Origin of the sequence: Atopomonas sediminilitoris, assembly GCF_022601735.1 — a bacterium.
GTDB lineage: Bacteria > Pseudomonadota > Gammaproteobacteria > Pseudomonadales > Pseudomonadaceae > Atopomonas > Atopomonas sediminilitoris.
This window is the reverse complement of record NZ_JAKUMM010000002.1, coordinates 363,550-376,622: the sequence shown is the minus strand read 5'-3', so window position 1 is coordinate 376,622 and position 13,073 is coordinate 363,550. Positions and strand designations below refer to the sequence as shown.

The window sequence follows — 13,073 nt, the reverse complement described above, 5'->3', positions numbered from 1 at the left end:
CCTGCTATGCGCTCAGTCTCGCCACGGCGCTTGCAGATAACGGCTGCGGTTGAAGGTTTCTAGCCACTCGGGTTTAAAGATCACCAGCGCCGACACCAACATGCCGTTGATAAACGCCTCAGGAAACATCACCAGCCATAGATAGCCGGCATAGTCTTGTAGCCAATACGGCAGCGCTAGTCCGCCCCACTGCAACAACCAAAGCCCCAACAGCGCCACTGCTAACGCCGTTAATGCTGCGGGAAAGAAGCCGCACAAGAAGATATACACAAATAAGTTACGTGGCTGGCGGCGCTCAACCCATAGCGCGCACCCTTGCGCGATCAGCACCGGCAAGGCCAGCCACAACACCGCGTTAAAGCCTAACGCGGCCCACTCCATCCGCCCCAGCGCACACAAGGCACACTGCCCCGCAAAGCCAGCCAATAAAGCCAGCGGCCAATCCAACAGCAAAGTGACCACCGTTAAGCCGATAAAGTGAAACGCCAACCCTGGCGCAAAATCACGCCGCACCAGCCACAACAACACCAAGGCAAACACGCAACCAAATAACAGGTGTTGTCGCCGACTATCACTCATCAGCTCAATCCACGGTGCCCGCCCAATGGCCCACACCAACAGCGGCACAGCCAACGCCCAAGCGCCGAATATCAGCGACTCTGTCAGCAGCGGCGTGCCAATCACGGATTAAGCACCGCACCATTGGGTAGGGCAACGCAGGAGCACAACTGCACGTCTTCGCGCAGTTGCCAGTCGGGCTGTGCTTGCCAAAACGCCATCGCCGCGTCGGCATCACGCAAGACCAGCACATGGGTTTTGCTAATCCCTTGCGCGGCCAAACGGGTTAACACCTCGCTCAATAGGCGCTTAGCCAAACCGCGCCCACGCCACTGGGCCTGCACCAGCAAGTGCTGCAAGTAGCCACGCCGACCATCGTGACCCGCCAACACGCTGGCGACGATCTGGCCGTCCACCTCAAGCAACACACTCAACTCGGGGTTGCGGCTCAGATAACGACAAAAGGGGGCAAAAGCATCGTCTTCACGCACACAAATTTGTGGGGCTTGCTGCCACTGCGCGAGTAGTTGCGGGTGATCTTCAGCCACGACGGCACGCATCAACATGGTTTACACGCCTCGATAAAAAGTCTGCACCAGCTTAGCCACAAGCACGACGTCACCACAACGGCGTTTGTGAGCCTCGCCCACGGCGGCTAGAATGAGCCCATCCTACCGCCATGGCAGACACCCATGACCAGCAAGCTCTCCCCGGAAGATCAGGCTCGGGTCGCAGACTACTTAAGCGCACCGCAGCACCAAGTTGAACGCGCGCCGTTCAAACCGCTGCGCCTGCTGCTCTTGGTCATCGTGTGCGTGATTGCCTTGGGCGGGCTCAGCCGCCTACTCACTGCTTGGCTGCTTTGAGCACACCGCTTTCTTACTGCTATGAGAACTTCCCATGACCCACCGTATCGTGATTGTCGGCGGCGGCGCCGGCGGCCTCGAGCTGGCAACGCGCCTTGGCAAAAGCCTAGGCAAGCGCGGCCTCGCTTGCATAACCTTGATTGACGCCAACCTCACCCACATCTGGAAGCCCCTGCTGCACGAAGTCGCCGCAGGCTCGCTGAACACCTCGGATGATGAACTGAACTACTTAGCGCAAGCTAAGTGGAATCACTTTGAGTTCCAGCTTGGCCGCATGTCAGCCCTGGACCGCGAACATAAAACCGTCGAGCTCGAAGCCCAGCAAGACGAGAACGGCACAGAGTTAGTACCGGCGCGCAAGATTGCCTACGACAGCCTAGTGATCGCTGTGGGCAGCACCACCAATGACTTTGGCACCCCCGGTGCGGCTGAACACTGCCTGTTTTTGGATACCCGCGCCCAAGCCGAGCGCTTTCATCGCAAGCTGTTACGCCACTACATGCGCAGCCACGCCAACCAAGGCAGCAAAGACAGTATTCAAGTCGCCATCATCGGCGCGGGCGCGACCGGCGTTGAGCTATCGGCAGAGCTGCACCACGCTGCACACGAGCTTAAAGCCTATGGCTTTAAGGGCATCGAGCCGGAAGACCTGCGCATCACCCTGGTTGAAGCCGGCCCACGCGTACTACCAGCGCTGCCCGATCGCATCGCCATTCCGGTGACGCAGACCTTGCGCAAGCTCGGTGTGACCGTCCTCACCGGCTCACCGGTCAGCGAAGTCAGCGAGGACGGTCTAACCCTGCAAAACGGACAAACCATTCCCGCCACCATCAAGGTGTGGGCGGCGGGGATTCGTGCGCCGCGTTTTCTTAACAACATCGCCGGTCTAGAAACCAACCGCATTAATCAGCTGCTGGTGAAACCCACTCTGCAAACCACGCTGGATGATGACATCTATGCCTTGGGGGACTGCGCCGCGTGCCCCTTGCACGATGACCCCACGCGCTTTGTACCGCCACGGGCGCAATCGGCACACCAGATGGCCTCGCTGCTGGCCAAGTCATTCAAGGCTAAGCTTGCCAGCAAGCCACTGCCTGAGTTTCGCTACCGCGATTACGGCTCGCTGATTTCACTCTCAAGCTTTAGCGCGGTGGGCAATTTGATGGGCAATTTAACCGGCAGCGTGATGCTGGAAGGGCGTCTAGCCCGCTGGTTTTATGTGTCACTCTACCGTTTGCACCAAGCCGCCCTGTTTGGCTGGTTTCGCACCGCATTATTAATGCTTAGTGATCGACTAGGACGCAGCACTGAGCCTAGACTCAAGCTACATTAAAGTGACAAACCACCCGTGAGCGCTACCCTTAGCGCTCACGTTTTAAGGCGAATAGCATGCACAAATGGCCGTTACTTGGACTGCTATTACTCGGTCTCACTCTCAACGCTGCGGCCAGTGACACCGACACGTCACTGCCGCTGTATTACATCGAGAAGCCGCCTTATTACTTCACCCACGCGCAGCAACCGAGCGGTTTCTTACTCGCGCGCAGCTTACTGATTTTGCAAACCGCAGGGCTTAGCCCCAAACCGCGCAGCCTGCCGCCACCGCGCATTCTGCATGCCCTAGAGCGCAAGCAGAGGCCTTTTTGCAGCGTCGGTTGGTTTAAAACCCCTGAGCGTGAAGCACTGGCGTGGTTCTCTCAGCCGATCCATCACGACGCACCGATGTGGCTGCTGGTACGCCAAGCAGAAGCCAATCGACTGATGGGCTTTGCTAGCTTTCGCGGGCTACTTCAGGCGCCTTACCGTATCGGCTTGGTGGACGGTTTTTCTTACGGCGTCGAGCTCGATCAACTGCTGCAAAAAAGCAAAATCCCTAATGACCACACTGCCAAGTCGGTACAAAACAGCATTCAACGCTTGTTGGCCAAGCGTGTTGACGTGATTGTCGCCGATCGTTTGGAAACCAGTTATTTACTAGAAGAGCTCAAGATTCCTAGCAGCCAACTGCTGGCCGTGCGTTTTGCCGATATCCCCAGTGGCAACGCTCGTTACTTGATGTGCTCAAAAAACCTGCCCGAAGCACAGCAGCAGGCGATCAACCAAGCCATCAACGACCTTGCGCAACAACGCTTAATCAGTCTGGATGACACGCCCAACGAGCACAGCGCCACGCCTTGATCCCGCCCTGCCTGCCTTAGACGCTGCCGTCGCGCCTCGCTTAGCTCTGTGCCGCTGTAACAGCCCTGGCGGCTTAGCGCTTAACTTGGGTGCGGTTGTTGTTATTGCGGCTTTGCTTGATCAACTCATCATCGGCTTGCACATCCGTTGACTTGGCCAGGCGGTCATACAGCAAGACGTTGACCGAGGCGGCCAAGTTCATGCAGCCCACCGTGGGCACATACACCACCGCATCGGCCACATCGATCAAGGCTTGTGGAATGTCGCCATCTTCAGGGCCGAAGATATAAAACGCATCGTCCGGATGCTCAAACACCGGCAAGGGCGTGGCGCCCACGACTAAATCCACGCAAACAATTTTGGCCCCTGGCGGCACGGCATCGAGCAAAGACTCAACGCCTTGCAGCGGAATGCTCTTGGCCGCTTTTTGCGTGTCGATGTTGTACTGCCCGCTGGCTTTGGCCGCCAGTGCGTAACGCTGGCCGGTGTAAAACACGCTGTCGACCCGATAGCAGCCAGAAGCGCGCATGACGCTACCGACATTGACCGGTGTTTTCGGGTTAACCAAGCCAATGGTGGCGCGGCGTAAATGTGTCATGGGTAAACCTTGTTGATGAATTAACGCCAATCTTCGCGCACGCGGGTCAGGCCTTCTTGTGCCACGCTGGCGACCAGTTGGCCTTGGCGATTAAAGATCGACGCCCGCGAAAAGCCCCGTGCATTGCCGGCCCAAGGGCTGTCCATGGCGTACAGCAGCCAGTCATCCATGCGCAGATCACGGTGGAACCAAATCGCATGATCCAAGCTCGCCACCTGCATGAACTTCTGGAACACACTGACGCCATGCGGCTGCATCGAAGTAGTCAGCAAGTTGAAGTCCGAGGCATAGGCCAGCAGGTACTTATGCAGGTGTGGATCATCCGGCAGCACACCGTCAGCCTTAAACCACACGTACTTGACCGGCTCGCACGGCTTGGGCGCGAACGGGTTGATCAAGGTAACGGGGCGGATTTCGATCGGCTTTTCACTGGTGAAGCGCTCGCGCATGCGCTCCGGAATCATGCCGGCCACCATGCGCGCCAGCTCGACCTCTGATTTATAGTTTTCTGGTCCATCGACTTCAGGCATTGGCAGTTGATGATGGAAGCCCTCTTCCTCATCCTGAAATGACGCCATGCACGTGAAGATTGGCTTACCTTTTTGGATGGCCGTGACGCGGCGAGTGGAGAAACTCCCGCCATCGCGGACGGCATCGACGGTGTACACCACCGGAATACTGGCATCGCCCGGACGCAAGAAATAGCCATGCAGCGAATGCACATGCCGCGTTGCCGCCACCGTCTGGCTGGCGGACGACAGCGACTGGCCCAGCACTTGACCGCCGAACAACTGGCGAAAGCCGAGATCTTGGCTGGCACCGCGAAACAGGTTTTCCTCGATGGGTTCTAAGCTCAGCAGGCTTACCAAATCCGACAATACTTGCGACATGTGCTTTCCTCACTTCCCATCGATCAATCCACGCCGCGCTGAAGCGGCGGTACGTTTTTAGCCGCGCCATGTTAGCCCAGCGCGGTTTTAGGCGACAGCCGCGCGCTTTGCAGTACAGTGTCAGCCATCGCATTAGAGCTTGTGTACATGCCGTTACCGCTGGTTTACCACCCTGAATACAGCCCGCCGTTTCCGGGCGAACACCGCTTCCCGATGGAGAAGTTTCGCCTGTTGCACGAGCATCTGGCGCACACGGGCTTGCTCGATCGCTGTCAGCTGTATCAGCCGCAGCTGCCCAGCCAAGCGCAACTGGCGCGCGCGCATTGCCCTGAGTATATCCAGCGCTACATGAACGGCACCCTAGCCCCCGAGCAGCTGCGCCGTTTAGGTCTGCCTTGGTCACAGGCCTTGGCGCAACGCACCGTGCGCGCTGTCGGCGGCTCGCTACTGACCGCCGAATTAGCCCTGCAACATGGCATGGCCTGCCACTTGGCCGGCGGCACCCACCACGCGCACTTCGATTATCCCGCCGGCTTTTGCATCTTTAATGACCTGGCGATTGTCGCCTTAGAGCTGCTGCACACCGGCCGCGCCCAGCGGGTGTTGATCATTGACTGCGATGTGCATCAAGGCGACGGCACCGCGCGCATTTTGGCCGATGTGCCGGAGGCGATCACCGTCAGCCTGCATTGCGAGAAGAACTACCCCGCGCGTAAAGCCTTATCGGATTGGGATATCGGTCTGCCGATGGGCATGGGCGATGCGGACTACCTGCACACCCTCGAACAAGCCCTAGACTACCTGCTGCCACTCACCCAGCCGGACTTCATCGTGTACGACGCCGGGGCCGACGTGCATCAGCACGACGCGCTGGGCTACCTCAAACTGACCGACCACGGTCTGCACGCGCGTGACCGCTTGGTGTTTACCCGGGCGGTGCAGGCGCAGATTCCGATCATGGCGGTGATCGGCGGCGGCTATGATCGCGACCGGCATGCGCTGGCCCGCCGGCACGGCATCGTCCACCACTGTGCTGCCGAGGTTTGGCGCGACTGTGCCTTGGGTTAGCACAGCGCGCCCTCTAAGGTGAACCCAGACTCGCCAAGGAGGTTGCATGCTGCCCGACGCCCAGGAACTACAACGCGCTGCCGAAGTGGTCTACCGCCACTTAAAACCCACCGCGCAATATCGCTGGCCGTTACTGGCGCAAGCGCTCGGCACGCCGGTGTGGGTCAAGCATGAAAACCACGGCAGCCTCGGCGCGTTTAAGCAGCGCGGTGGCCTGTATTACCTTGAGCAGCTGCGCCAGCGCGAGCCCAAGATACGCGGCATCATCAGTGCCACACGTGGCAATCACGGACAATCGCTGGCCTTTGCCTGTGCCCAACACGCCTTAGCCCTGCAAATTGTGGTGCCCCACGGTAACAGCCGCGAAAAGAATGCCGCCATGCAGAGCTTAGGCGCAGAGCTGATCGAGCACGGCGACGACTTTCAAGCCGCGCGCGAACACGCCGCCACGCTGGCCGAGCAGCACGGACTGCACAGCGTGCCGTCGTTTCATCCGCACTTGGTCGCAGGCGTGGCCAGTTATTGCCTTGAACTGCTGCAAGCCGCCCCGCAATTAGCCAAGGTGTACGTGCCCATCGGCATGGGGTCGGGCATTTGCGCCATGCTCGCGGCGCGGGCGGCACTCAAGCACCCTGTGCAAATCATTGGTGTGGTTTCGCAGCATGCGCCGGCGTATGCGCTGTCATTTATGCACGGCACCGCCACCTGCGCCCCCGCCACCACGCTACTGGCCGACGGCTTAGCCTGCAGTACGCCCGACAGCAATGCCTTGGCGGCCATATTGGCCGGCGTTGAACGGATTGTGACGGTGAGCGATGCGGAAATCGCCACGGCCATGCAGCTATTGTTTCGCAGCACCCACAACGCCGCTGAAGGCGCTGGCGCGGCCAGTTTAGCCGCGGCATTGCAAGAACGCGCGCAACATCACGGCCAAGAGGTGGGCGTCATCATCACCGGCGGCAATATCGACAGCGCGCAGTTTGCCCACGTGCTGCAAGGCACTGCGCCCCTCGCCGTTTAAGCGCTCACGCTACTGCCGTGGCTTAAGCCCCGAGAGGCGTGGCAGCAGCAAACGCTCAAACACCCGCGGGAAGAAACGCGCCAGCAAGCGCGCGCGCCAATCCACATTCGACAACACCAACAAGCGCTTACGCTTCAATGCGCCGGTATAGATTGCTTCGGCAACATCTTGCGCCGACAACACCTTGCCCATAGCCAACGGCGGCTGATGGGTGACCGAGCCGTCGCCGACCAGCGCATTCTTACGGATATCGGTGGCGGTAAAGCCCGGGCAGACCAGCATCACATTCACGCCGGAGTCTTTAAGTTCAACCCGCAGGGTGTCAAATAAGCCATGCAGCGCATGCTTACTGGCGTTGTAGGCGCTGCGATAGAGCAAAGGCGCAAAGCCTGACAGCGAGCTGAGGACAATCACCTGCCCTTGTCGCTGAATCAAACTCGGCAACGCCGCTTGGGTGCAAAACACTGCGCCAAAGTAGTTCACCTGCATGATACGTTGCAGCACCTTGAGCGAGGTTTGCGCAAAGGTAGAGCGATGGGTGATACCGGCGTTATTGACCAACACATCAACGCCACCATGCTGCTCGATCACTTGGCGGAACACCTCACTCACGCGTTCGGCATCCGACACATCACACACGTAAGTACTGGCCTCAACGTTGTGGTGATCGCGTAAGTGCTGCGCCAAGCTGGCCAAGGCTTCGGCGTTTAAATCCAAGATAACCAACTTAGCGCCCGCAATGGCAAAGCGCTTCACCAACGCGCGACCAATACCTGCACAGCCGCCGGTCACCACCACGACTTTGCGTTCAAACACATGACTGGCAAACACCTTGCGGGGCATGCAGGGCTCCTTAGTTGATCCATCACCGAGCACCGATTGTGCTCGGGTGAGCATTAAAGGCTACGCGCTTACAAGCGACTGTGGCTACCGTCACACAGTGGTGGCTTGCCGGTGTGCTTGCAACCGCAGAAGTACAGTGTCTGCGCTTGCTCGGCGTGGTACTTGAGCGGGGTCAAGCCGGTGCCTTGATGGGCGCCATCGCAAAACGGCTGTTGGCCACTGCGCCCGCAGCGACACCAAAAATAATCTTGCCCAGCTTCAACCGCGACCGCAAACGGCGCCTTTTGGGCGATAACAGGGGCTGTCATAGTTCACCTCATCGTGATCCGCCATGATTACCGTCAGCACGGCAGCGCGCGTTACCATCCAACCCACCCACGCAGACAAGACCTAACTTGGGATAGGGGTAGTGCATCCGCTAAGCTGCCATGCTTGTTCGTTTTTATCGCTACCGACATTAAGTCGCGCAGTAGACTGCACTGAGTCTAGGCTGATTTCTCGCCGCACCGCGCCGCCTGTCGTGTTTTAGCCCAACAGACGCCCACCCCGGGCATGAGTGAGGTTGTCCATGCGCGTTTTACGCTTCATGTTGGTAAGTCTAGTTAGCTTAGCGGCGATTATGGCAGCGCTGGTTTACACCCTCACGTGGCACCCCAAGGCGCGCGAAGCCGCCACGCTGAACTGCCCCAGCAACACCCCGACGCTACAAGCCGGGCAAACACTTAAGGTGATGAGTTGGAACATCCAGTATCTGGCCGGCAAAGACTACGTGTTCTGGTACGACCTGCTGGATGAGAGCGGCCCTGACGAGCGACCTAGCGCTCAAGCCATCGCCCGTACCCGTGATGAAGTGGTCGCCATTATTCGCGATGTGCAGCCCGACATTGTGCTGCTGCAAGAAGTGCATGACGGCGCCAAAGCCACCGACCATCAAGATCAACTTAACTTGCTTCAAGCGCGACTGGGCAGCGAGTACGCCTGCAGCAGTCAGGCCTTTTACTGGAAGGCCGCCTGGGTGCCGCACCCACGCATCTTGGGCAGCGTCGGCATGAAGCTGGCCACCTTAAGCCGCTACCGCATCAGCAGCGCCGAGCGCCGGCAGTTGCCGTTAATCCCGACTGACCCGGTTACCCAACAGTTCAACCTCAAGCGCGCTTTGCTGCTCAGCGAGCTGCCGGTAGAGGGCGACAAGCCACTGGTGGCCATCAACACCCATTTAGATGCCTTCGCCCAAGGCTATAACACCATGCAGCAACAGGTCGCCATGACCCGCAGCCTGCTCGATAGCCTGACGCAAAACGGGCAAAGCTGGGTGATTGGCGGCGACTTCAACCTGCTACCGCCCGGCCAGTTTGAGCGGCTGCCGCCGACACAGCGCGCGTACTTTCAAGCCGAAAGCGAACTGGCCTTGCTGTGGAACCGCTACCCGATGATCCCTAGTATCAGCGCCGCTCGTGGCGATGCGGCGGCACGCTGGTTTACCCATTACCCCAACGACCCTGCCGTCGCCGGCCCTGACCGCACCCTGGACTATTTGTTTTACAGCCCACGACTGAGCAAGCGCGCCGCTGAAGTTCGCCAGCACGACACACAGCAAATCTCTGACCACTTGCCGGTTATTGCCGACTTTGAGTTGCCGGCAGCCAGCCCTGCGAACTAACGTAGTTGTATGCTGAATTTATTCCGACACTTGTTCCGATACTTGCCGCTGCTCAGCCGGAGCCTCGCCCTGCTAGGGGTGCTGTTTTGTGCTGCCGCCTTAGCCAACGAGCCGGCTAACGGGGCAAGCGCGATTACCGCCAGCGCTAGCGAAAAACCCACAAAACGCACCATCACCGTGGCGTTCTACGACTTTCCGCCCTTTAGCTACATGGATGCGCACAACACCCCTCAAGGCCCGGCGCTTGAGTTTGTTCGCCAATTAGCCAGCAAGGCCGGTTACGGGGTGCATTTCCGCTTACTGCCCAGCGCGCGCCTGTATGCCGGCATATTGGACGGCAGCATTGACCTGTGGCCCGGCGCACTAAACAAGCCAGAGCTAGCCGGCCACGTCATCACCAGCCGAGTCATGGTCGGGCACACCGAGCTCAACCTCTACCGGCGGCCCAATACCCCAGAACCTGTATTGCCCGGCGATTTGGAAAACCGCGAAATCATTCTGATTCACGGCTACACCTACTGGCAGACCGCCACGCAGCTACTGGGCAACCCCAACTTACAAGTGCGACCGCGCCGCACCAGCAGCCACGAATCGGCCTTGCTGATGCTGTTTAAGGAACGCGGCGATTTTCTGCTCGACTACAAAGCCCCCGTGGATGCCGCGCGCAAAGCGCTCGATTTGCCGCCACTGCCCCACACCACGCTGTACCGCTTGGATCTATCGCTGATTTTCTCCAAGTACGCGGTCAATGCCGAACAACTGCGCGACGACATGGATCAGGCCTATCGCGAGCTGATCGTCAAAGGCCAGCTGCGTGAGCAAATGCTGGCCTTGGGGGTCAGCGAGGACGAACTCGTGCCGTTGCCTCTGCCACCCGCGGATCATCCGGCCAGTAGTGCTTCGGATAGCGCCCCTTAAGGTCTTTTTTCACCTCGGGGTAACCGTTCAGCCAAAAGCTGGCCAAGTCTTGCGTCACCTGTACCGGACGGCGCGCCGGCGATAACAAGTGCAGTTTCAGCGGTAAGCGCCCGCCGGCAATGCTCGGCGTTTGCTCAAGGCCGAATAGCTCTTGTAGACGCACCGCCAGCACCGGCGGCGACTCGCTGTAGTCCAAGCGCACCGTCGAACCCGACGGCACACTGATACTGCGCGGCGCTAACTCATCCAACTGCTTGGGCAAAGGCCACGGCAGCAGTGTATGCAGCATGGCGCTAGTATCCAGCTGGGCGAAATGAGCCAACCGCTTGACCGGCGCCAAGTACGGCAGCAGCCAGTGTTCCAGACTAGCCAGCAGCGCCGCATCACTCACATCCGGCCATTGCGACTGCCCTTGCTGGGCCAACTCCAGCTCACGCAACAAGCCAACCCGCGCCCGCCACTGTTGCAGCTCTTCGGGCCAGCTCAGTAGTGCCAAGCCACGTTTGCGCACCAAAGCCAATAAGGCTTGGCCGCGCGCGGCATCATCCAAGTGCGGCAGCGGCTCGCTGGCCAGTAGCAAACTGCCGATACGGGTTTGCCGTTCGGCACGCAGCTCGCCGGCGCGCTCATCCCATTCCAGCACTTCATGCTGGGTTTTCAGATCAGCCAAGGCATCAGCAAAAGCGCTGGCGGGCAACGCCAACGCCAGATAGATGCGCTCCTCACGCTGCCCCTGACGGCTGCCTAAATTGGCCACCACCAAGTACGCCGACTTGGCCAAGTTGTCAGCCTCGGCAAACACCGCCGCGCGCCCATTGCTGAGGCGATAACTCAGCCCCTCGCCACGACGCTGGGCAATGCGGTCGGGGTAGGCTTGCGCCAACAGCACGGCCAACCATTGTTCGTCCTCGCGGTTGGCAACCGCCGCCTCCACCGGCACATCCCGCAGCAACTGCTGGTATTGCCGCTGTAGCTGTTTAATCCGCTGCAACGCGACGCGCTCAGCACTGGGCACATTGCGCTCGCCGCGCAGGGCTTGCAGACGCAAATGCAGATCCGCTTCGCGGCTGCGCAAAATATCGCGCTCGGCCAATAGCGCTGCCAACTCGCAGGCTACTGCGCCTAAGCCCCACGCCTGAGCGCGCAGCAGCATGTGCGCCAGCCGCGGATGCACCGGCAATGTCGCCATGCGTTGACCGTGCGCGGTGAGCTGCCAATGCTGGTTTTGGGCGCTCAACGCGCCGAGCGCCTGCAGTAATTCGCGCGCTTGCGCTAACGCGGCCGCAGGCGGCGGGTCGAGCCACAATAGCTCACGCGGGGCATCCACCCCCCAACGCGCCAAATGCAGCGCCAGCGGCGCCAGATCAGCCTGCATGATTTCGGCGCTGCTGTAGGCCTCCAGTTGCTCCTGTTGACTGGCCGACCACAGACGAAAACACACCCCCGGCTGCAAGCGTCCAGCACGACCAGCGCGCTGAATGCTTGAGGCGCGCGAGATGCGCTGCGTGGCTAAGCGCGTCATGCCACTGGCCGGATCAAAGCACGGCACCCGCGCTAAGCCGCTATCGATCACCACGCGCACGCCGTCGATGGTCAAACTGGTTTCGGCGATGTTGGTCGCCAGCACCACTTTGCGCCGCCCTGCTGGTGCCGGCGCGATGGCTTGGCGTTGCTGCGTCAGCTCCAGATCACCAAACAACGGGCACAGCAAAATATCTGCCCGCCCGCCAAGTGCCTCTTGTAGCTGCCCATGCACACGACGAATCTCCGCTTGCCCCGGCAAAAACACCAACACGCTGCCGCTTTGCTCGGCCAAGGCCTGTAACACCGCGGCCGTCACGCGGGGTTCGATAAACTCACCGACTTGCGCCGGCGCGCTGTACACCACTTCCACGGGATAGCTGCGGCCTTCGCTACGCACCACCGGCGCGTTATTCAGCAGCGCACTGAGGCGCTCGCCCTCCAGCGTGGCCGACATCAACAACAGCTTCAGCGGCTCATCACGCAGCAAGCTACGGGCGCTATCGGCCAAGGCCAAGCCAAGGTCTGCATCTAAGCTGCGTTCGTGAAATTCATCAAAGATCAGCAGCCCGACGCCTTCAAGGCTCGGGTCATCCTGCAACTGGCGCAGCAAAATGCCTTCGGTGACGACCTCGATACGGGTTTGCGCGCTGACCTGACTATCAAGGCGCATGCGATAGCCGACCGTCTCGCCACAACGCTCACCTAACTGCTCGGCCAAGCGCTCAGCCGCTGCACGCGCGGCCAGTCGGCGCGGCTCGAGCATGATGATCTTTTGCCCTTGCAGCCACGGTTCCGCCAACAAGGCCAAGGGCACCCGTGTGGTTTTACCCGCACCGGGCGGGGCTTCTAACACCACCTCGTCACGCGCAGCCAAGGCCGCACGCAGGGCAGGGATGACACTTTCAATCGGCAGACTCATGGCACACTCAGGACTAAACGCCACACAACC

At 59.9% G+C, this 13,073-nt stretch carries 14 protein-coding genes; 7 read left to right on the top strand and 7 right to left on the bottom strand.

Annotation, left to right across the window (positions count from 1 at the left end; genetic code table 11):
- Nucleotides 1-12 precede the first annotated feature (12 nt).
- Together MKI83_RS04250 and MKI83_RS04245 are read right to left on the bottom strand one after the other, a co-directional pair.
- Nucleotides 13-684, bottom strand: a complete 672-nt coding sequence (locus MKI83_RS04250) for an energy-coupling factor ABC transporter permease (RefSeq protein ID WP_241583591.1) — start codon at nt 682-684, stop codon at nt 13-15.
- Nucleotides 681-1,124, bottom strand: a complete 444-nt coding sequence (locus MKI83_RS04245; protein ID WP_241583590.1) for a GNAT family N-acetyltransferase — start codon at nt 1,122-1,124, stop codon at nt 681-683. Before MKI83_RS04245 ends, MKI83_RS04250 begins: the two co-directional genes overlap by 4 nt.
- A gap of 126 nt (nt 1,125-1,250) precedes the next feature.
- On the opposite strand from MKI83_RS04245, the gene MKI83_RS04240 reads away from it, so the two are divergent.
- Genes MKI83_RS04240 through MKI83_RS04230 form a run of 3 tightly spaced genes read left to right on the top strand, consistent with a single transcriptional unit; the run spans nt 1,251 to nt 3,602 of the window.
- Nucleotides 1,251-1,424 (top strand): DUF3094 family protein, encoded by a 174-nt coding sequence (locus tag MKI83_RS04240; RefSeq protein WP_241583589.1) that lies wholly within the window; start codon nt 1,251-1,253, stop codon nt 1,422-1,424.
- 34 nt (nt 1,425-1,458) lie between these two features.
- Nucleotides 1,459-2,757: an NAD(P)/FAD-dependent oxidoreductase gene (locus MKI83_RS04235; protein WP_241583588.1), complete on the top strand. Its 1,299-nt coding sequence runs from the start codon at nt 1,459-1,461 to the stop codon at nt 2,755-2,757.
- 56 nt (nt 2,758-2,813) lie between these two features.
- On the top strand, nt 2,814-3,602 hold the full coding sequence (locus MKI83_RS04230) for a substrate-binding periplasmic protein (protein WP_241583586.1): 789 nt from the start codon (nt 2,814-2,816) through the stop codon (nt 3,600-3,602).
- A 73-nt stretch (nt 3,603-3,675) separates the two neighbouring features.
- Here MKI83_RS04230 and MKI83_RS04225 read toward each other — a convergent pair whose 3' ends face one another.
- Both MKI83_RS04225 and tesB read right to left on the bottom strand, forming a co-directional pair.
- Entirely contained in the window at nt 3,676-4,200 is a 525-nt protein-coding gene (locus MKI83_RS04225) for an RNA methyltransferase (RefSeq protein ID WP_241583585.1), read from the bottom strand.
- A 20-nt stretch (nt 4,201-4,220) separates the two neighbouring features.
- A complete protein-coding gene (tesB, locus tag MKI83_RS04220; protein WP_241583584.1) occupies nt 4,221-5,090 on the bottom strand; it encodes an acyl-CoA thioesterase II in 870 nt (289 codons plus the stop codon).
- A 147-nt stretch (nt 5,091-5,237) separates the two neighbouring features.
- Between tesB and MKI83_RS04215 the strand changes: the two genes are divergently transcribed.
- Nucleotides 5,238-6,158 carry a histone deacetylase family protein gene (locus tag MKI83_RS04215; RefSeq protein WP_241583583.1) on the top strand — a complete coding sequence of 307 codons (921 nt, stop codon included), beginning with the start codon at nt 5,238-5,240 and terminating at the stop codon, nt 6,156-6,158.
- Between the two features lie 46 nt (nt 6,159-6,204).
- Complete coding sequence (locus MKI83_RS04210; protein ID WP_241583582.1) at nt 6,205-7,179, top strand: threonine dehydratase; 975 nt, start codon at nt 6,205-6,207, stop codon at nt 7,177-7,179.
- 9 nt (nt 7,180-7,188) lie between these two features.
- On the opposite strand, the gene MKI83_RS04205 is transcribed toward MKI83_RS04210, so the two are convergent.
- Together MKI83_RS04205 and MKI83_RS04200 are read right to left on the bottom strand one after the other, a co-directional pair.
- Nucleotides 7,189-8,022, bottom strand: a complete 834-nt coding sequence (locus tag MKI83_RS04205) for an SDR family oxidoreductase (protein ID WP_241583581.1) — start codon at nt 8,020-8,022, stop codon at nt 7,189-7,191.
- A gap of 68 nt (nt 8,023-8,090) precedes the next feature.
- Nucleotides 8,091-8,330: a CDGSH iron-sulfur domain-containing protein gene (locus tag MKI83_RS04200; protein ID WP_241583580.1), complete on the bottom strand. Its 240-nt coding sequence runs from the start codon at nt 8,328-8,330 to the stop codon at nt 8,091-8,093.
- A 260-nt stretch (nt 8,331-8,590) separates the two neighbouring features.
- Between MKI83_RS04200 and MKI83_RS04195 the strand changes: the two genes are divergently transcribed.
- The gene (locus MKI83_RS04195; protein WP_241583579.1) at nt 8,591-9,682 is read left to right on the top strand and encodes an endonuclease/exonuclease/phosphatase family protein; all 1,092 of its coding nucleotides are present in this window, start codon (nt 8,591-8,593) and stop codon (nt 9,680-9,682) included.
- 9 nt (nt 9,683-9,691) lie between these two features.
- The gene (locus MKI83_RS04190) at nt 9,692-10,600 is read left to right on the top strand and encodes a substrate-binding periplasmic protein (protein WP_241583578.1); all 909 of its coding nucleotides are present in this window, start codon (nt 9,692-9,694) and stop codon (nt 10,598-10,600) included.
- On the opposite strand, the gene hrpB is transcribed toward MKI83_RS04190, so the two are convergent.
- Nucleotides 10,521-13,043 (bottom strand): ATP-dependent helicase HrpB, encoded by a 2,523-nt coding sequence (gene hrpB, locus MKI83_RS04185; protein ID WP_241583577.1) that lies wholly within the window; start codon nt 13,041-13,043, stop codon nt 10,521-10,523. The genes MKI83_RS04190 and hrpB overlap by 80 nt on opposite strands.
- Between the last annotated feature and the right edge of the window lie 30 nt (nt 13,044-13,073).